Origin of the sequence: Iocasia fonsfrigidae, from assembly GCF_017751145.1 — a bacterium.
Classification (GTDB): Bacteria; Bacillota; Halanaerobiia; order Halanaerobiales; family DTU029; genus Iocasia; species Iocasia fonsfrigidae.
Window position 1 is genome coordinate 2,672,711 of the sequence record NZ_CP046640.1, and the last position, 18,725, is coordinate 2,691,435.

Below are 18,725 nucleotides of genomic sequence, written 5' to 3' on the forward strand. Positions count from 1 at the left end.
CACTCAACGGTAACACCTTAACTTCGTTCAGGGATAGATAATCCCCTATATATATTTTTTCGAACACATACTATAAATAAGATCCATATCAAGACTATCCTCTACAATATCAGCCAGTTGATCATAATCAGCAATCAGACCCTTTTGATAAGAAAGACTACGCTTGATAGGAGCCAATCCCTTTCTCAACCTCAAATTATTAAGTAAAGTATTGCGTAATATATCATTATTAAATAAACCATGGAGATAAGTCCCAAAGTGCAGTCTATTCTCAGACAGACTTCCATCTTCTATTTTAACACATTTATCTGAACGAGAAAAAATATTAAAGATGAAACTTTTATTCCCTTGCTCAGTATAAGAACTCTCTCCCATATGAATTTCATAAGCTGTCATCTCCTCACCTTCAAGTCCCTGCAATAATAAAGGCCCTCCCCTGCTTATAGCTTTAACCTGATGGGTTGTTTTTTCTGCTAAAAAATTTGTTTTAATAGGCAGTAAACCTAAACCCCTTATTTCTTCCCTTTCACCCTCAGTATGGTAGGGGTCATATAAAAACTGGCCCATCATTTGATAGCCACCACAAATTCCTATTACCGGGACACCCTTTCTGGCCGAAAACTGAATCTCTTGAGCCAGACCCTTGTTTTTTATATATTCCAGATCAGAGGTAGTACTCTTGGTTCCAGGGATTATAATTAAGTCAAGCCCCCTAACTTGAAGAGGAGTACTTACATATGTTAAAGAAACATCCTTAGCTAATGATAGTGGAGAAAAATCAGTAAAATTGGACATATGTGGCAGTTGAATTATCCCAATTTTTAGGTCTCTCTGTTCAGTAGATTTACCTCCTTGTAATTGCAAGGAAGCTGAATCCTCCTCTGGCAGCCTAATATCTTTCAAATACGGGATTACCCCCAGGACTGGTTTACCGGTATATTCTTCCAGGAAATCTAGCCCGGGTTTAAGCAGGTCAAAATCACCGCGGAAGCGGTTAATTATCAACCCCTTAACTAGTTCCCGTTCTTCTTTTTCCATTAAACGTAGGGTGCCAACCAGAGCGGCCAGGGCACCTCCCCTAGCTACATCTGTTACCAGGATCACAGGGCTCTTAAATAAAGCTGCTACCTTCATATTAGCCAGGTCCCAGTCTTTAACATTAATCTCAACAGGGCTCCCGGCACCCTCCATTACTACAATATCATTATTTTCCCTGAGTTTATTTAAGGCCAACTCTATGTTTTTTAGAGCCATTCTCATGTATTTACTATCTTTTTGCTGTCCCATCTCACCAATAGGTTTGCCTCTCACTATTACCTGACTTAATCCATTTCCTTTCGGTTTAACAAGAATAGGCTGCATATCCACTACAGGTTCTACTCCTGCTGCCTCAGCTTGTATTACCTGGGCAATACCAATTTCTCCGCCTCCAGCTGTAACAGCCGAGTTCAGTGACATATTCCAGGACTTAAAAGGGGCTACCTTAAAATTATTGCGAGCAAATATCCGGCAGAGAGCAGTGGCAACCATACTTTTCCCGACATCTGAGGCTGTTCCCTGAATCATAATAGTCTTATTATCTATAAGCAGCTTATTATTTTCCTCTTTGATCATAAGTACCCAGTACCCCTTCCTCCAGAGTAAATATAATGCTTTTAAGCCCCATTCCCTCTTCCCTTAAATACTCTTTTATTCTGATAACTACCCGTTCAGCCAACAGATCAAAGACAGCTACCAACCCGGCCTCTATAATAATCCCTACAGCCTCAGCTGATGTATTACTACTGAGAATACAACAGATCGTCTCTCTATCTCCACCTAATGCTGCAGTATAAGCAGCTATAATCTCCAGACGGGCATCAGCTACCTTACTATGAGTATTAAAAATACCCCCGGCAAGTTTAACTATCTTTCCTAAATGACCCAAAATAATAACCCTCTTTATCTTTAAACGCTGACACTCCCTGAGCATGTAGCCAGCAAAATTACTCATTCTCACTACCTCTTTAGGCTGATACCCCAATTTGACAGCCATTTCCCGGCCATAATTGCCAAAGACCAATACCACCTGGTCCCCACCTTCAACCACAAGCTGTTTTAATTCAAGGGCCAGAGATTCCTGATAGGCCTTTTTGGACATGGGCTCAACAATCCCGCTTGTCCCCAGGATAGAGATGCCCCCGACAATCCCCAGCCTGGGATTAAAGGTCTTCTGTGCCACCTCTTCACCCCCAGGCACCTCTATCATTACTTTGGCACCACTGCCCTCAGGTAAAACAGAGCTAACTGCTTCTTTAATCATTTTCTCAGGGACAGGATTAATGGCAGCTTTACCCACTGGAACAGATAAGCCCGGTTTAGTTACCCGACCTACCCCCTGTCCACCACTTAATTCGATTCCTGTACTAATCTCTTCAACCCGGGCAGCGATTTCCATTCCATCAGTTAGATCAGGGTCATCACCAGCATCTTTTTCTACAAAAACCCTGACAAAACCCTCACCATATTCCACCGCCTTCAAAGGAATATTTAATTCTATTCCTGCTGGGGTCTTGATTTGTACTTGCTCAGGTTCTTGACCGGTAAATAGAATAAGAGCAGCACCTTTAGCAGCAGCTGCTGCTGCACTACCTGTCGTAAAGCCCCTCCTATATCTCTTGCCATTGATTGTTACATAAGACTCAAAGACCATTTAAAATCAACTCCACTGCCCCTGGATTAAATATAAAATTGCATTTAAAGCAGCAGCAGCTACCGGGCTACCGCCCTTACGGCCTTTGACTGTAATATAGGGGAATTTGCTTTTCGCCAGTTCTTCTTTAGCCTCCCTGGCTCCCACAAACCCAACAGGGGTGCCAATTATTAAATCAAGCTCAGCCTGCCCAGCCCTAAGCAGATTAATTAATTCAAAAAGGGCTGTCGGGGCATTACCGATTAGAAAGATTCGGTTATCTTTATCCCTGACTGCCTTCCTCATCGCCATCATTGACCTGGTAATCCCCTTTTCTTTAGCCGCTAAAGCTACATCTTGATCACCTATATAGGTCTTAACCTCAGCACCTAGAAAGGAAAGTATTCTTTTATTAACCCCGGCCTTGACCATTGAAACATCTGTTACCACATTTGCCCCCTTTTTTAGTGAGCTAACAGCCTTTTTCACAGCCCCGGGGGCTATAGTAATCAAACGGGCAAACTCAAGGTCAGCTGTGGCATGAACTACCCGTTTAATCACCGCCTCTTCTTCTGGGGGACAAAACAGTTCCCCCAGTTCTTCCTTGATTATCGCCATACTCTTTTCTTCTATTGCCTGTGGGTCTTTAATATCTATCAAGGTCTATCCCCCTTATTTTTCAATACCTATTCTGGCCTGAATACCCTGTTGATAGTAATGCTTTACTTCTTCCATGCTGGTAACCAGGTCAGCTATTTTTATTAGACCTTCTTCAGCCATCCTTCCTGTTATTACAACTTCAACACCATCAGCCCGATTTTGTAGCACCTCTATCAGTTCTTCAAGAGAAAAGAGTTTATAATAAACCGCTATATTGGCCTCATCCATTACTACCAGTTGATAGTCCCCGGATTGTAAAATATCACTCATCTCTGCCAGGCCCTGACGGGCTACCATAATATCTTCTTCAGCAGGCTCATTTCTGATAAAACAATCTCGTCCATATTGCTTAACAACTACATTATCTAATTTCTTTAAAGCCTTAATCTCACTGTACTCTTCACCTTTAACAAACTGCCCAAAAAAAACCTTAAATCCTGCCCCTACTGCCCTGATAGTTAAACCAATAGCAGCTGTTGTCTTCCCTTTTCCATTACCTGTATAAACATGAATCTTTCCCTTCATCTTGAATACCCCCTATTATTTCTTATATAGTAAGGCCCTACGCAAAAAATTACTGGCAATCCCAGGATTACTGGCAAAATGGAGATGGACATAACTGGCCAGCAGATTATTAGTAGGGCTATAACCCTCCAGCCTTCCATCACTAAGCCGGTAAGTTTTTTTGACACCTGATGTCAGATTATTTAACCTGGAATAATGAAAGACATGCCCCCTGGCCTTTTCATTACTATTTAAGATAAGATTACTGTTAAGTGTTGTTAACTCCACATAACCCATCTCCTGTAGTGAACCCTGCATTTCAACCTTGCCTGGAATAAGACCTAGCATCTGGTAGGCATTCCCTTTAAAATCAATAATCTCCTGACTTAGATACATTAAACCACCACATTCAGCATAAAGAGGCATACCAGCCTGAGCTTTTTCCCTTATATCATTTTTCATATCTTGATTAGCTGCCAGTTCCTCCAGAAAACTCTCCGGGAAACCACCTCCCAGATAGATACCGTCCAGCTCAGGCAATTTTTTATCCTGCATAGGACTAAAATAGATTAATTCTGCCCCCAGCTTTGCTAATAAATCCAGATTGTATTGATAATAGAAATTAAAGGCCTGGTCATACGCTATACCTATTTTAACATTAAATTCCCTCTCCTGTGAATATAATCTATGTTTATTAACCTTTATTTTTCTACAGTCTGCAGATAATTTTATTAATTTATCAAGGTCCAACTGTTTTTCAATAAGCTGAATTAACTGCTTAATAAAAAACTTCGATTCCCCACTTTCATGGATAGGGACAAGTCCCAGGTGTCTTTCCGGGAGTTCCAGTCCCTTTTGACGGGGGAGATATCCTAGAATCTCCAGCTCAGGCATTTTCTCTACTACTGCCTCTTTGATTAGAGTATAATGGCGTTCACTGGCAATATTATTAAAGATTACTCCCTTTAGATTAAGTCCAGGGTCATAATTCTTATAGCCATAGATTAGCGCAGCTGCACTCTGGGCCATTTTTTGAGCATCTACAACCAAGACAAGCGGCGTCTGAAGTATCCCGGCAATCTCAGCCGTACTGCTTACCCCGGTCTTGCCCTTACCATCAAAAAGACCCATTACACCTTCTATAATACTAATATCAGCCCCTGCTGAACTATTACTATATAACTCCTTTACCCCATCACAACCCAGGAAATAACTGTCCAGGTTATAGGAGTTGTTTCCTGTAAAGAGGGTATGAAAACCAGGGTCAATATAATCAGGGCCAACCTTATAAGGCTGTACCTGATATCCCCTCCGGCTAAGGGCAGCCATTATCCCCAGTGAGATAGTAGTCTTACCTACACCACTTTTGGTTCCAGCAATAAGCAGTCTTTTCTCCTTCATCAAGCACCACCTCCTCAACTACTGCTATGGTTACTCTACTAAATTTTGTTTTTTCCAGTATTAATTTCCCTGTTTTAGAACTCAATAGGGCAGCTGGTTCACAGACACCAGGTACCCCGATCATTTTTTCCACAAATTCTGAACTGCTGATATTTAAATCAGCCTTTTTTATCTCTTCCCTTTTAATTATATCAATCTCCAAAGAGTTCTCAACCGCATAGGCGATTAATCCGCTCTCATCTTCTTTTAAATCAATCGTAGCTAATTTCTTAATACTCTCTCTCTTTATATTTACGATATTTAGAGCAGCATCTATAGCTTTAGTAATCTCTGAAACTGTCACACCCCTCCGGCAGCCAATACCAATTATGATATTCCGAGGGATAAGTTGTAGATAATTACTATCAATGCTAAACTGCCTATTACTGATAATAAGTGGGAAACCACTCTGGGTAGTCCTGGTATTTAAATCTGAAAGGGGGAAAAACTCAATATTATCACTGTGAACAGAATTAATTTTATGGTCTGTGAAGATATTAAGCAGTCTGTTATTTACAATAGCAGCATTAGCCAGTTTCAAATTTTGAAAGGGCTCAATACTAGCATTGATTCTTTTAGCCAGCAGGTCAATAGCTGGCTTACCTTGACAATCTGTAGCAGTAGTAATAACTGCTGTAGAATCGAGTATTTCAGCTATTTTTTCTGTTAATTCATTAGCCCCTCCTAAATGTCCAGCAAGAGTACTGATGACATGTCGACCAGTCTCATCAATAGTTACTACCGCGGGGTCCACCCTTTTATCCTTTAGAAAAGGGGCAATTACCCTCACCACTATTCCCAGGGCCATAATATAGATTATTTTATTATATCTCTTAAACAAACTTGCTGTCAGGTCTTTTAAAGATGAATTATAATAATTTGCCTCTTTTTCACAAATCATATTATCCCTAGATTCTTTTAATTTGTATGGAAAATACAGGTCAACACCTTCTAAAGAATTGCTAATCTTAAAGGCCAGCTCTTTTCCCCCAACAGTTAAAGTCACTACTGCTGTCCTTTCTTTAAGCATGACTACTCCCCTTCCATTTGATACAATGGGTAATTAATTTTTCAATATCACTAAAAACATAGGGATAATCCAGAACAGGTCTTTTGATAATAATTACCGGTATCCCCAGATCAAGGGCAGCTGTAATCTTGGTATCCAGACCACCTGTCTTACCACTTGCTTTACTAACCAGGACATCTGCCTTATACTCCTCCAGTAAGGCCCTGTTGAGTTTAGATGTAAAAGGGCCCTGTACTGCTATCAAGTTAGCTGGTGTAAAACCTATTTCTTCAGCCTTTTTAATAAATCTCCAGTCAGGTAAAACCCTAGTCACCAGTCTATCTCTCCAGTTTTCAAGCCCGTTAGTAAAATAATGGAGCTTATTACTGCCGATAGTAAGGAATATCCGCTTAAATTGAGCAGCCACTGTCACTGCTTCCTGGTAGTCCTCAACAGCCAGGATATATTCTGAGGGATAAATACTTAAATCCAGCTCTTCCCTTTCATAACGCCAGTAAGTAATAGACATTTCTTGGCTCACTAGCAGGACATTTCTGGATACATTTACAGCAAAGGGATGGGTAGCATCAATAATCAAATCAATTCCATATCTATTAATTAAATCCCTCATATCCCTTGGCTCCAGTCTCTTTTTTATCACCTTGACCCCTGTAGCAGCCAATCGTTTCTCAGTATATTCCCTTACTACAGATACTATTAAACTTAAGCCCTTTTTCTGTAAACTATCAATTATCTCAAAACTGTCCCCTGTCCCGGCCAGTACCCAGATCATAGTCGATATCCCCTTGGTGTAATCATTTTATCAGCACTAAGATATGTCTGTGAATTACCGATAATAACAGTAGTCAACATATCGATCTCTTCCACCGGCATATTAGCTAAATTTGTAATTCTTTTCTCTTCCTCACTTCTCCCTATCTGGCGTACAATACCTACCGGTGTATCAGCCACACGTTGATTTAGAAATATTTTTTGAGCAGCCTTTATCTGTTCAACCCGCCGGCTGCTCCGGGGATTATACAGGACAGTAATAAAATCTGCTGCAGCTGCCCCGGTAAGCCTTTTTTTAATTACTTCCCAGGGTGTTAAAATATCACTCAAACTGATAACAGCATAATCATGCATTAAAGGCGCCCCCAGCAAAGCAGCTGCAGCATTGGCAGCAGTAATTCCTGCTATAATTTCAACATCAACCTTATAATTTCCTTTGTCAATCAATTCCAAAATAAGACCGGCCATACCATATACACCTGGGTCACCACTGCTGATAACAGCTACCTTTTTACCCTGTTCAGCCATCTGGATAGCCTTAACTGCCCTTTCTTTCTCCTGCCTCATACCGCTTAGATAAACCTCTTGATTTCCAGAGATTAATTCCTCTATTAATTTTATATAGGTTTTATACCCGATAATAATATCCACCTGCTGTAAAATTTGATAAGCCTGCCGGCTCATTCCTGCCAGACTCCCGGGCCCAATACCTACCACAAAAAGTTGATTACCACTCCCCATGTTATCACTCCCTGACTAAACACATATCACTTAATTTCCTTTATCTTAGCAATATATTGCTGCTGTATCGACTCATACTCTCCCATACCGGACAGGTAAATCTCAACCTCAAAACCCTCCTGTTCCAGTTTGCTTTTCCAGCTGTCTTCCTCATCACTGGCCATATCATTTTGAGCATGTTCCCCTGCCACCAGCATCAAGGGAGCCAGATAAACCTTCTTTATATTATCTCTTTTTAGAAACTTAATTACCTGAGTAATCTCTGGGTAACCTTCCACAGTAGCAACATAATAATTTGCTAGACCTTTATCTTTAAAGGTATAATCAAGACAGGCATAGGCAGAATTAGCAAAATGTTCTGTGCCATGCCCCATTAATACTACGGCTTCACCTTTAGCTGGTTCCGGAAGTTCTTTTTTTAAGGCCTTAACTGTCTTAAAGTAGTCTCCCTTATCTGTTAGGAGTGGTTTGCCGACCTTCATATCTTTAAATAATCCCCTGTAATTATTAGCTATCTCAAGCAAATCATGATACTCACTACCATTTATGATATGGAGTGGTTGAATAATAATCTCCTGATAACTATCACTATAAAGCTCTTTTAAGGCCTCTTCAGGACTATTTACTTTTATTCCATCCCTTTTCTGCAGGATATCTATTATCATCCCGGAAGTAAAAGCCCTTTTTATATCATAATCAGTAAATTCTGCAGCAATTCTATCCTCACAGGCCTCAATTGTTTTTTCCCTTGTTCCGGCATAACTTGTTCCAAAACTAACTACTAGAATGGCCTTTTTAACCTTTTCTCCTACCCGATAGGCATGACTAAACCCTTGATCATAAAGTTTGGAACGGGAATAATCACAATCAAGGAAATCACCGACTAAAATCATAGCCGTCTTTTTGATACCAGCTTCCTTTACTTTGACTGCAATATTGGACAATTTTCCTCGAATAATAATTTCATCAGGCCATGATGCCCTGGCTACTACGATAATAGGGGTATCCTCTGGATAACCCTCTAATAGCTCAGCAACAACCCCTTCGATCATTTGAATACTTAAAAAGATAGCCATTGATGCCCTGTGTGAGGCCAACTCAGCTATTTTTTCCCTATCCGGGACAGGGGTTCTCCCCCCTCTTCTAGTAAGAATAACAGTCTGAGAAACATCTGGCAGGGTAAATTCCCTTCCCACAGCTGCTGCAGCCGCCAGAAAAGAACTAACACCGGGAATAATCTTATACTCAATATTCTTTTTACGCAATATATCAATCTGTTCCTGGATAGCTCCATATAAAGAAGGATCACCTGTATGGAGCCTAACGACTGTTTTACCTTCTACTACTGCCTTTTCGATTAGCCTAATTACCTCTTCTAAATTCATCACTGCACTATTATAGGCCTCTGCTTCTGGACAAAATTTTAAAATCTCAGGATTAACCAGTGAACCAGTATAGATAACAAGGTCTGCCTTTTCCAGAGCCTTTTTCCCTCTAATAGTTATTAACTTCGGGTCACCAGCACCTGCCCCCACATAATATACCTGCATTAGACCACCTCCAATAATTTCTCCATAATCAAAATTAACTAAACTAATCATTATATCTATTCATTAATAATATGTATAAAAACTACCTTTAAAAAGGCAGTTTAGGATAATCACATTTAATATAAAAAATTAATTAGTATACTAAAATATTAAGAACCGAATTAAAAATAATAGTATCAGAACAAAAAAAATCTACCTTTTCCAATAAAGGTAGAAAAATAACTATGTCTGAAATATTTTTATAAGACATCAAACTAATATCTTGTAAAACATCTGATGATTAGCAGTATATCAAACACGAGCTATCCTTCGCTACCTCTAATACCGGAGGAAAATACGAAGTACTCAATAATGGCAGGTCTTCTGGCTTCAACCTATTTAAGATATATACCCTTCCCACCTAAAAGCAGTGGAATATATATAAAGAAAATTACAGGTTGTTACAGCTGCGGCTACAGCAACGGTTTCTCACCGTTTTCCCTATTTAATTAACCATTATTAGAACTCTTTTATCTGTTTAATTGTAGATAATATTTATATAAATAAACCCCCTGTTTAATCTTAATTAAAAGATACAAACTTGTTAAATTCAAATCTATTATAATACAATTTTTAATGGATATCAACTAAAAAAACCAATGGTTACCAATAGTTCTATCATTCCACCCTACTAGCAGGTACAATTTTAATATAAACAAGTTGGATATAAATCATCCTTTAGAAATTTATATTATATCTTTAAATATCTTCTTAACTCATCAATCCCTGTTCCCTCTAGAGAACTTGTTTCTATTATAGAGGAAACCCCTGACTGCCAGAGCATATTCCTGGCTTTATTTATATCACTATTTTTAATATCTACTTTTGTTATAATACCTATCACCTTCTTAGCAAATGTACTGGCAAAACCCGGAGGTATAAAGGACTGTTCTGCTGTAGCATCTATAACTAGACCAATAAGATCAGCATCAACAGAGGCTGATATCAGTGCGATATTATAGTTTTTATTTTCAAGATACTCTCCTGGAGTATCAATAGTAATTGGTGAATATTGAAGGGTCTGTGTCCTTTTATCATTTTTGGAATACCCTTTCCCCTGTAAAACTTTTATAAGTGTAGACTTCCCTGTTTTTGAGCCACCAATCAACATAATTTTTTTCATCTGCTTACCAGCAATCATGACCTAGTTATCCCTACAACACTAAAACCTAATATGTTTTCTAACAAATTTAATATATCTTGAAAAGCTGCTTCTACACTTGATACAGAACCACTAATAACCAGAGACCCACTAAATCTATCCACAAAACCAATTTTAATATTAGCGGCTTTATCAGCAGTATCGGCAGCAATTATAGCTGCTTCACTGGGAGTTATGGTCATAATTCCTAATGCTTCATGATTTGAATCTAAACCAATCTTTTTGTAAATATCTTCACCAGGATGGGCAATCAAATGTACCAGGGTAACCTGTTTACCCGGTACATATTCCTGGATAACCCGCTGTTTTTCTCCGACCATGTTTATCTCCTCCATTTTGGTGACAAACGAAACGTCCCCCTGTCATGAATTTAATACATCTTCAATAACTTTTCTTATTTTATTTTTAATAATTTTTTTAGCTTCTCTTGCTATGACAAGTTCCTCATTTGTAGGTATAACATATACTTTAACCCTTGAATTAGCAGCACTAATTTCAGCCTCTTGACCCCTTAAATTATTCTTTTCTGATGAGAGCTCAATTCCAAAATAATCCATGTTACTCAATATTTTTTCTCTCACATTAATTGCATTTTCACCTATACCAGCTGTAAATATTATTACATCTATTCCACCCATTAGGGCAGCATAAGAACCAATATATTTTTTTACACGACGGCAGAAAATTTCCAGGGCAAGTTCTGCTCGTTTATTGCCAGATTTAGCAGCTTCTGAAAGATCCCTGAAATCATTGCTTATACTTGATATACCCAGAACACCACTCTCTTTATTTAAAATACTATCAATATCTTCAATCGTTAAATTTCTTTCTTTCATAATATATGGTATTATCCCAGGGTCAAGATCACCAGACCTGGTTCCCATAGCTACTCCTTCCAGTGGAGTAAATCCCATACTAGTATCTATTACTTGACCCTGATTAATTGCCGCTATACTAGCTCCATTTCCTAAATGACAACTTATGATCCTAAGTTGATTATAATCTCTATTAATTAATTCAGCGGCTTTTTCAGAAACATACTTATGTGAAGTTCCATGAAAACCATATCTACGGACCCCATTCTCTTGATACCAGGCATAGGGTACAGCATAGAGAAAGGATTCTTCTGACATTGACTGATGGAAGGCAGTATCAAAAACCCCTACATCAGGTGTATCTGGCATTAATCTTTGACTTACTTTAATTCCAATTAAATTGGCAGGATTATGTAAAGGAGCCAGTTTAATATTTTCTTCAAGCGCTTTACAGACCTCATTATTTATTAAAACTGAACCTGAAAATTTTTCTCCGCCATGAACTACTCTATGTCCAACAACATTGATCTCATCCATGTTTTTTATTACACCATGGCTTTTATCTTGTAATATCTCCAGAACCATTTCGATTGCCTGACTATGGTCAGCAATTTTTTCTTCTATCGCCAACTCTTTACCTGTCTGTAATTCATATTTTAGTATTGAAATACCTTCTCCAATTTTCTCAACAAGTCCTTTGGCTAAAACAGTCTCCCCTTGCATCTCTATTAATTGATATTTTAAGGAAGAACTGCCACAGTTAAGTACCAGTACTTTCACAGCTATCTATCCCTTTCTTATTGTAAATTTAGTAAGCTTCTTTTAAAATTTTTAATATATCATTTTTTTTGACAGGACGTGGATTACTGTTTAACATTAACTTTTCCTCCATTGTTAAATTAACCAATTCATCAAAACTATCCCTTGGTACCCCTAATTGACTTAATGTTGTTGACAAACCAATATCTTCAATCAATTTCTTAATCTCTTCTACTGACTGATATGCAGCTTCCATCTCTGTCATTTCAGAAATACTAATACCTAACAATTCTGCTATATAGGCAAATTTTGGGGGATTAGAAATAATATTATATTTCATTACATGTGGTAAAAGAAGTGTGTTGACCATCCCATGTGGTATCTTAAACTTACCTCCTAATGGATGAGCTATGGCATGTACTAATCCCAACCCACAGTTAGTTAAGGAAATCCCTCCAAATAAACTGGCTAGAGACATCCCCTCTCTTGCTTTCATATTACTACCATTTCCTACCGCTGGCCTTAGAAATTTCCTTACTAGTTCTATTCCTTTAGTTGCAATCATCTCAAAGGGTAAAACAGCGTTCTGGGAAACATATGATTCTATACAATGACTTAGTGCATCCATACCACCAATAGCAGTTAGGTATTGGGGAAGTGATTTCGTTAATTCTGGATCTACTATTGTTAGATCTGGTGCCAAGCTTTCGTCCATAGCAGTAAATTTCCTTTTAGAGTTTTCATCTGTAATTACTATCGCCTTGGTTACTTCACTACCTGAACCAGAAGTTGTGGGTATGGTGAATAAAGGTAGGTTTTTATTTTTGAGCCCTTTGTTTAGCTTTTGGCTCAAAAAAGTTGTCCTAATAGCCTTGGCAGTATCTATAGGGCTACCCCCTCCTACTGCTATAAGACCCTCAATTTCATTCTCCAGGGCAAAAGCTAAACCTTCATTTACTATAGCAAGGGTTGGGTCTGGTTTAACCTTATCAAAAATAAAATAATTAATATGCTCTTCATCCATCACTTTTGTGATTTGCGAAAGTATCCCAGCATCTATAATCCCATGATCTACTACTATCATAATTTTATTGATATTAAATAAATAGATTGACTCAGAAAGTTCTTGTATCATTCCTCTACCAAACTTAATCTTTGTTTTTATCTGAAATTCAAAATTAAATGGATTCATTACTACATCCCTTTCCTATAATAATGTTTTAAATAGTTCTTTGTCAGGAGAAGAAATGAGAACCTTATTATATAACATACCATCATTTTTACTTAAAACTGCCCCTGCATTAAGAGCCTGTTCCACTGCACTTACATCACCAGTAAAACTTACAAATGCCTTTCCCCCAAGTCCTGTCCCCAATCTCAGCTGAATTAAATCAACCTGAGCTGCTTTAGCTACAGCATCAGCCCCCTTAATAGCACTTGCAATACTAAAATATTCCAGTACACCTACTGCATTAACCCTGGTAATTTCGGTTGTAGCATTTATAGCCTTTAAAAGCTGATGATGAATACGTGAAATAAGCATGTCATTAACTACAAATGGATTTCCTGCTTTCACACCTGCTGCAAGTGAAGATTTTACAGCACTGATATCCCCTGAGATTAAGATTGTATATTTACCTGGACAGGTGGGCTGGGCCAGAATCAATTCAACATCTGCAGCCTTTTTCATAACATCAGCTGTTTTTATTCCCTGGCTAATAGAATTAAACTCCAGCAAACCTATTGTAGTAATCATAAAACCCCTCCAGAACTTTTACTTATAATAACTTCTTTCTGATTTGCAGATACAACTACACCACTAAGACTGGCATGTATATTAGCACTAAGGGCATTGTTTACAGCTTTACCTATTAGATCTCCCTTTTTTACTATCTGCCCTTCTTTTACTACTAATTCTGCTGGTACCCCAATGTGCTGGTCTAGTGGGATTTTGACTTCCATGACCCTTATGTCTATTTTTTCCTCTAGTAATTGATGTTCATATTTGGCAAGATTAAGTCGTGAAACTTGCCTTTCCGTCGGAATCTTTCTATATTCTCGCATAAGATGGGAACTATAGTCGCCTCGTCCACCATCATATTTTTCAGCTATTTTGTTTTTTAAATAACTATTTACCCTCCTGGGTGATAAACCCATCGGACAGGCATAAAGTTCACAAACACCACATTCACAACATAACTGAGCTAATTTAAATATCTCTACTGATTCTGAATAAACTAAGGCCCGCATTATTCGATGTGGCTCAAGATGATGACCAATTAAAAACCTGGGGCATAACTCGGTACAAGACCTACACTGAATACAGGCAGCTTTAGCCTGGCTTTTTATATGTTCTATCTCCTGCTGGCTGCGTTGTATGACATAATGATCTTTAGGAAGTACAATTACTGCTCCATCAGTCTTAGAAATAACCGCTTTTTCTATTTCTTTTTTTTCCGTAAGTTTTTTCCCCATCATTGGACCACCAATAATCACAGCATAATCCTCCAGAACACTTTCTCCTGCTGCTCTGATACATTCAGTTATCAAAGTACCAATAGGGACTTTTACTATCCGGGGCTTTTTTACCTCCCCTAATACAGAAACATATTTCTCAATTATTACCTTGTCTTGAAGTGCTTGATAAACATTATAAAGGGTACCTACGTTCGTTACTACTGCTCCAACCTGAAGTGGTATTCCACCCTCTGGAACTGTTCGACCAGTTATCTCATAAACCAAAATCTGTTCATCTCCAGCAGGATAAAAACTATCCATTAAAAAAAACTCAATATTAGCTTTAGTTTCAGTTACTACCCTTTGTAGAGCAAGTATTTCTCTTTTATATTTTTCTTTTAAAGCAAAGAATATTTTCTCAACACCAAGAATATAGGCTACTTCTTTTAATGCTGTTATTATCTCTTCTGGAAAAGTACGCATTAGAAACTTATCTGTCTGTAATAATGGCTCACATTCAGCTCCATTAATGATTAGATATTCTGTTTTACAGTCATATTTGAGATGAGTTGGAAAACCAGCTCCACCTGCCCCTACTACTCCAGCTTCAAATATCTTATCAATAAGGCCCATAAAAAACTCCTTCCCATTTAAACCATTTCATTATATAATGGAAAATCCATCTACCAAGACACATCTTCTCCTTCTTGTAAATGTTCTAGCTGAGGTAAGTCCTTCTCCTGTAGGACCAGCAATAGTAAATGTTGCATGTCCTTCTCCTCCAACACCTATTCCAGCATAAGAAGGTGCATTTTTAACATAAATTGTTGTTTCTATTTTTTTAGCAAAACAAGTCAGGTTATCAACATTTTTAGAATGAATTGCTGCTGTGTGTCTATTGCCATGTTCAACCTCTACTGCTAATTTAACTGCTGTATTAAAATCCTCTACTCTAACCAGCGGAATAACTGGCATCAATTGTTCTTTTTGTACAAAAGGGTGATTAAAATCCACATCAACTACTATCAATCTTAAATTGCCCTTTGCTTTTAACCCAGCTTGTTCCATAATATATGAGGCGTCTTTACCTACCATATCTTTATTGATTGAACCATCTTCATTTAAAACTATCTTTTCTAATGCTGCTGGATCCTTAACTAACTGAGCTTTGTCTTCAGTCATATATTTAAGTAAATCATCAGCAATCTCTTTAACAGCCATTATTACCTTTTCAGATGTACATGGTAGGTTATTATCAAAACTCGCTCCCTTAATAATATCTACAGCCGCTTTTTTAAGATCAGCAGTTCTATCTACAATAACTGGGGGATTACCTGCACCTGCTCCAATAGCCTTTTTGCCTGAAGATAGTGCTGCTTTAACCACTCCAGGCCCTCCTGTAGCAACCACCATAATAATCCGTTCATCTTTCATACAAGATTCTACGGTTTGAATAGTAGGTTCTTTGACAGCAGTCAATAAATATGAAGGTCCACCTGCTGCTACAATGGCTTTATTTAATAACTTAATAGTAAGCTTGGAAACATTTTTAGCCCTAGGATGTGGGTTAAAAACAACAGCATTTCCTGCTGCCAGCATTCCTATAGCATTGCAAATAATTGTCTCTGTTGGATTAGTAACAGGAGCTATCGAACATATTACTCCAAAAGGTGCTTGTTCAATTACCGTTAACCCATCTCTCCCACTATAGGCCTCAGTCTTCAAGTCTTCTGTACCTGGTGTTTTTTCAACAGCCATCCTATTTTTAATTATCTTATCAGCAACCCTACCCATCTCACTCTCTTCACAGGCTTTCTGGGCAAGTTCTTCAAGGTGTTGTCCCATTTCTTTTCTCATTGCTGCAATTAGTGTTTCTCTTTCTTGCAGAGAAAAATTGGCTTGATATTCCTTTTGAGCTCTCCGGGCAGCTGTAATAGCTTCTTCCATAGAATCATAAATACCTAATTCTTTATCTGATTCTTTTTGACTAGAAGAATAGTCCTGTTCATTAAATTCCTGCAAAACCTCTTTTACTATTTCATTAAGTTCCTCTGTATTAATATTCATTCTAATCCCTCCTATTTAGATACTAAGTAGTAGTAAATCTATTATTAAAATATTTAACCCCTGCTTCAGCAACCTGAATATCCTGTTCAACATTTCCTCCACTTACCCCCACAGCACCTATCATCTTACCTTGAGAAATTAGAGGAATTCCACCTCCAAAAATAACTATATTTGAACATGAATTCTCTAACCCATAAAGTTCGCCCTCAGGCCCGGCTAAATTAGCTAATTTAGCTGTAGACATTTTTAAGGCATAAGCCGTATAAGCCTTTTTAGGGGCTAATTCAATACTTATCGGTAGTGCTTCATCCATCTTCTTTAAGCAAATCAACTGACCATCAAATCCAATGACAGCAATCACCATTGGAATATTAATCTTCTTGGCCATTACAATACATTCTTCTATAATTTTTTCTGCCATAGAAAGGGAAATTATCATCATCACTTCTCCTCATTTTGCAAAATACTTCTTACCTTATAAGTAACAGATTTAATAATAAATCTTCTATCTGCTACTCGACTCATCATAAATAATAGATCAGAAAGTCTATTTATATATTTCAATAATTTAATATCAAAGTGAATATTTTTAATTTCCTGGGTCATAATAATCTTTCGTTCCGCCCTTCTGATAATAGTCCTGACAATATCTAAAAGACTGCCCAGCTCACTATCTCCTGGTATTATAAAGCCTTTAATTGAAACCTCTTTTTCAAGTTCCTCTATCTTTTCTTCCAGAAAATCAACATCCTTCTGCTGGATTATTTCAGTAGGTTTTTTACTTAAAGAGGCCAATTGGGCACCTACAACAAAAAGCTTATGCTGAATTGATAAGATCAAACTATTCAGATCAGAATATTTGTTTTTAACCCTGGCTAAACCCAACCAGGAATTAGCCTCATCAATTACACCATAAGCCTCAACCTGAATATCACTCTTTTTTAACCTTTCTCCACTAAAAAGATCGGTACTTCCTTTATCTCCGCGTCTGGTATGAATTGACATGGCATTACCTCCCTAATATGTATCTTCATCAATTTCAATTTGATCAATAATCCCTACAATAGCAAGATCAACTGGAGAATCCTTAAAAGCCCCTGTTTTTCGAACACTGCTGCCTTTAGTCACCAGAACTCTTTCTCCATTACCTGCCCCTACACAATCTACAGCAATTTTACAGTTTTCCTTATTAAATTCTTGATAAAGGGGACAGATAACCAAAAGCTTGCTTCCTAGCAAACCCTCATCCTTTTGGGTTGCAACTACATTACCAACTACTCTTGCTGCATACATATAATCAACCCCTTGCTTGCTGCCAGTTCTCTGGCATATGGTGTAATAATTGTATCTGTCTTCACCAAAATTTTCTTATTACTACTATCCAGTTTATTAATATCAGAATAAGTCAATAGACTTTTATCAAGAAAAACACTATTAGGGAGGGATGAATTAGTATTTCCAGAAAATATATACTCAACTTCAACAGTTAATTTACTAACATCTACCAAACAAATCCCATAATCTCGTAATAATGCTAGATATTCCTTGTTTTTGTTCAAAACTGCTTGAGGAATATGATCTACACCCAGTTTCATTAAAACTGGGTCTGTCAGGTCAGCAGCATTTTGGGCCGCCACCACAGGTGTTCCTATTAAGATAGCCTTAAAAATTATATTAGTAGCTAGGGTATCTGTCATATGTGAAGCAATCTTAGCAGCAGAATTTCTTGTTAAAACAGGCACTAAAACCAAATCAAAATTATTTAAGTGGGTAAATATATCTTTCTCTGCTATTTTATCTATTGCTAAAATATCTTTTAATAGTTGAATATCGAGAATTTCCTTAGCTGTTTCAGATAATACTATCTCCCATTCTATCTCAAATAAGCGGTCTAGCTGTTTTATCTGTGCCAGACTTTTTTTAAAACCAATTTCCCCTCCAGTATAAACAATTAAAACCCTTTTTTTATCTTTAATACCTTTAAGACCTTCTATTAGTTCCAAAACAATTGTTTTAATAAGTTCTTTACTTACCTCAACCATAGTTAACCCCCCCCCTT

Annotated in this window: 20 protein-coding genes and 1 riboswitch; all 20 genes read right to left on the reverse strand. The window is 37.7% G+C overall.

Annotation, left to right across the window (positions count from 1 at the left end; translation table 11 throughout):
- Positions 1 to 45: 45 nt before the first annotated feature.
- Entirely contained in the window at positions 46 to 1,614 is a 1,569-nt protein-coding gene (locus GM661_RS12815) for a cobyric acid synthase (protein ID WP_230867182.1), read from the reverse strand.
- Positions 1,595 to 2,692 (reverse strand): cobalt-precorrin-5B (C(1))-methyltransferase CbiD, encoded by a 1,098-nt coding sequence (gene cbiD, locus GM661_RS12820; protein ID WP_230867183.1) that lies wholly within the window; start codon positions 2,690 to 2,692, stop codon positions 1,595 to 1,597. The genes GM661_RS12815 and cbiD overlap by 20 nt, the downstream gene beginning before the upstream one ends.
- 6 nt (positions 2,693 to 2,698) lie before the next feature.
- Positions 2,699 to 3,331 (reverse strand): precorrin-8X methylmutase, encoded by a 633-nt coding sequence (locus tag GM661_RS12825; protein WP_230867184.1) that lies wholly within the window; start codon positions 3,329 to 3,331, stop codon positions 2,699 to 2,701.
- Positions 3,332 to 3,343: 12 nt separating this feature from the next.
- Positions 3,344 to 3,856, reverse strand: coding sequence for a cob(I)yrinic acid a,c-diamide adenosyltransferase (locus GM661_RS12830; protein ID WP_230867185.1), 513 nt, complete (start codon positions 3,854 to 3,856; stop codon positions 3,344 to 3,346).
- Between the two features lie 15 nt (positions 3,857 to 3,871).
- The gene (locus tag GM661_RS12835; protein WP_230867186.1) at positions 3,872 to 5,236 is read right to left on the reverse strand and encodes a cobyrinate a,c-diamide synthase; all 1,365 of its coding nucleotides are present in this window, start codon (positions 5,234 to 5,236) and stop codon (positions 3,872 to 3,874) included.
- Positions 5,187 to 6,305: a cobalt-precorrin 5A hydrolase gene (locus GM661_RS12840; protein WP_230867187.1), complete on the reverse strand. Its 1,119-nt coding sequence runs from the start codon at positions 6,303 to 6,305 to the stop codon at positions 5,187 to 5,189. The genes GM661_RS12835 and GM661_RS12840 overlap by 50 nt, the downstream gene beginning before the upstream one ends.
- Positions 6,298 to 7,077, reverse strand: coding sequence for a precorrin-6A reductase (cobK, locus tag GM661_RS12845; protein WP_230867188.1), 780 nt, complete (start codon positions 7,075 to 7,077; stop codon positions 6,298 to 6,300). Before cobK ends, GM661_RS12840 begins: the two co-directional genes overlap by 8 nt.
- Positions 7,074 to 7,817 carry a precorrin-3B C(17)-methyltransferase gene (cobJ, locus tag GM661_RS12850; protein WP_230867189.1) on the reverse strand — a complete coding sequence of 248 codons (744 nt, stop codon included), beginning with the start codon at positions 7,815 to 7,817 and terminating at the stop codon, positions 7,074 to 7,076. The genes cobK and cobJ overlap by 4 nt, the downstream gene beginning before the upstream one ends.
- A gap of 26 nt (positions 7,818 to 7,843) precedes the next feature.
- A complete protein-coding gene (gene cobM, locus GM661_RS12855; RefSeq protein ID WP_230867190.1) occupies positions 7,844 to 9,367 on the reverse strand; it encodes a precorrin-4 C(11)-methyltransferase in 1,524 nt (507 codons plus the stop codon).
- A gap of 336 nt (positions 9,368 to 9,703) precedes the next feature.
- Positions 9,704 to 9,879: riboswitch (cobalamin riboswitch) on the reverse strand.
- 218 nt (positions 9,880 to 10,097) lie between these two features.
- Positions 10,098 to 10,547, reverse strand: coding sequence for a EutP/PduV family microcompartment system protein (locus tag GM661_RS12860; protein WP_230867191.1), 450 nt, complete (start codon positions 10,545 to 10,547; stop codon positions 10,098 to 10,100).
- Positions 10,544 to 10,888 carry an ethanolamine utilization microcompartment protein EutS gene (eutS, locus tag GM661_RS12865; RefSeq protein WP_230867192.1) on the reverse strand — a complete coding sequence of 115 codons (345 nt, stop codon included), beginning with the start codon at positions 10,886 to 10,888 and terminating at the stop codon, positions 10,544 to 10,546. The genes GM661_RS12860 and eutS overlap by 4 nt, the downstream gene beginning before the upstream one ends.
- Positions 10,889 to 10,930: 42 nt before the next feature.
- The gene (locus GM661_RS12870; protein ID WP_269059889.1) at positions 10,931 to 12,163 is read right to left on the reverse strand and encodes an acetate/propionate family kinase; all 1,233 of its coding nucleotides are present in this window, start codon (positions 12,161 to 12,163) and stop codon (positions 10,931 to 10,933) included.
- Between the two features lie 28 nt (positions 12,164 to 12,191).
- Complete coding sequence (locus tag GM661_RS12875) at positions 12,192 to 13,334, reverse strand: iron-containing alcohol dehydrogenase (RefSeq protein ID WP_230867193.1); 1,143 nt, start codon at positions 13,332 to 13,334, stop codon at positions 12,192 to 12,194.
- Positions 13,335 to 13,349: 15 nt separating this feature from the next.
- The gene (locus tag GM661_RS12880; protein ID WP_230867194.1) at positions 13,350 to 13,898 is read right to left on the reverse strand and encodes a BMC domain-containing protein; all 549 of its coding nucleotides are present in this window, start codon (positions 13,896 to 13,898) and stop codon (positions 13,350 to 13,352) included.
- Positions 13,895 to 15,232, reverse strand: a complete 1,338-nt coding sequence (locus tag GM661_RS12885) for a 4Fe-4S dicluster domain-containing protein (RefSeq protein WP_230867195.1) — start codon at positions 15,230 to 15,232, stop codon at positions 13,895 to 13,897. Before GM661_RS12885 ends, GM661_RS12880 begins: the two co-directional genes overlap by 4 nt.
- A 30-nt stretch (positions 15,233 to 15,262) precedes the next feature.
- Positions 15,263 to 16,666 (reverse strand): aldehyde dehydrogenase family protein, encoded by a 1,404-nt coding sequence (locus tag GM661_RS12890; RefSeq protein ID WP_230867196.1) that lies wholly within the window; start codon positions 16,664 to 16,666, stop codon positions 15,263 to 15,265.
- Positions 16,667 to 16,688: 22 nt separating this feature from the next.
- On the reverse strand, positions 16,689 to 17,108 hold the full coding sequence (locus GM661_RS12895; protein WP_230867197.1) for a GlcG/HbpS family heme-binding protein: 420 nt from the start codon (positions 17,106 to 17,108) through the stop codon (positions 16,689 to 16,691).
- On the reverse strand, positions 17,108 to 17,671 hold the full coding sequence (locus tag GM661_RS12900) for a cob(I)yrinic acid a,c-diamide adenosyltransferase (RefSeq protein ID WP_230867198.1): 564 nt from the start codon (positions 17,669 to 17,671) through the stop codon (positions 17,108 to 17,110). Before GM661_RS12900 ends, GM661_RS12895 begins: the two co-directional genes overlap by 1 nt.
- 12 nt (positions 17,672 to 17,683) lie before the next feature.
- Positions 17,684 to 17,959, reverse strand: a complete 276-nt coding sequence (locus GM661_RS12905; protein ID WP_230867199.1) for a EutN/CcmL family microcompartment protein — start codon at positions 17,957 to 17,959, stop codon at positions 17,684 to 17,686.
- Positions 17,941 to 18,708 carry a flavoprotein gene (locus tag GM661_RS12910; protein WP_230867200.1) on the reverse strand — a complete coding sequence of 256 codons (768 nt, stop codon included), beginning with the start codon at positions 18,706 to 18,708 and terminating at the stop codon, positions 17,941 to 17,943. The genes GM661_RS12905 and GM661_RS12910 overlap by 19 nt, the downstream gene beginning before the upstream one ends.
- Positions 18,709 to 18,725: the final 17 nt, after the last annotated feature.

Bases quoted from the DNA above. Each gene is read 5' to 3' on its own strand.
- GM661_RS12815 (WP_230867182.1), bottom strand. From the start codon at position 1,614: ATGATCAAAGAGGAAAATAATAAGCTGCTTATAGATAATAAGACTATT.
- cbiD (WP_230867183.1), bottom strand. From the start codon at position 2,692: ATGGTCTTTGAGTCTTATGTAACAATCAATGGCAAGAGATATAGGAGG.
- GM661_RS12830 (WP_230867185.1), bottom strand. From the start codon at position 3,856: ATGAAGGGAAAGATTCATGTTTATACAGGTAATGGAAAAGGGAAGACA.
- GM661_RS12835 (WP_230867186.1), bottom strand. From the start codon at position 5,236: ATGAAGGAGAAAAGACTGCTTATTGCTGGAACCAAAAGTGGTGTAGGT.
- GM661_RS12840 (WP_230867187.1), bottom strand. From the start codon at position 6,305: ATGCTTAAAGAAAGGACAGCAGTAGTGACTTTAACTGTTGGGGGAAAA.
- cobK (WP_230867188.1), bottom strand. From the start codon at position 7,077: ATGATCTGGGTACTGGCCGGGACAGGGGACAGTTTTGAGATAATTGAT.
- cobJ (WP_230867189.1), bottom strand. From the start codon at position 7,817: ATGGGGAGTGGTAATCAACTTTTTGTGGTAGGTATTGGGCCCGGGAGT.
- cobM (WP_230867190.1), bottom strand. From the start codon at position 9,367: ATGCAGGTATATTATGTGGGGGCAGGTGCTGGTGACCCGAAGTTAATA.
- GM661_RS12860 (WP_230867191.1), bottom strand. From the start codon at position 10,547: ATGATTGCTGGTAAGCAGATGAAAAAAATTATGTTGATTGGTGGCTCA.
- eutS (WP_230867192.1), bottom strand. From the start codon at position 10,888: ATGGTCGGAGAAAAACAGCGGGTTATCCAGGAATATGTACCGGGTAAA.
- GM661_RS12875 (WP_230867193.1), bottom strand. From the start codon at position 13,334: ATGAATCCATTTAATTTTGAATTTCAGATAAAAACAAAGATTAAGTTT.
- GM661_RS12880 (WP_230867194.1), bottom strand. From the start codon at position 13,898: ATGATTACTACAATAGGTTTGCTGGAGTTTAATTCTATTAGCCAGGGA.
- GM661_RS12885 (WP_230867195.1), bottom strand. From the start codon at position 15,232: ATGGGCCTTATTGATAAGATATTTGAAGCTGGAGTAGTAGGGGCAGGT.
- GM661_RS12890 (WP_230867196.1), bottom strand. From the start codon at position 16,666: ATGAATATTAATACAGAGGAACTTAATGAAATAGTAAAAGAGGTTTTG.
- GM661_RS12895 (WP_230867197.1), bottom strand. From the start codon at position 17,108: ATGATGATAATTTCCCTTTCTATGGCAGAAAAAATTATAGAAGAATGT.
- GM661_RS12900 (WP_230867198.1), bottom strand. From the start codon at position 17,671: ATGTCAATTCATACCAGACGCGGAGATAAAGGAAGTACCGATCTTTTT.
- GM661_RS12905 (WP_230867199.1), bottom strand. From the start codon at position 17,959: ATGTATGCAGCAAGAGTAGTTGGTAATGTAGTTGCAACCCAAAAGGAT.
- GM661_RS12910 (WP_230867200.1), bottom strand. From the start codon at position 18,708: ATGGTTGAGGTAAGTAAAGAACTTATTAAAACAATTGTTTTGGAACTA.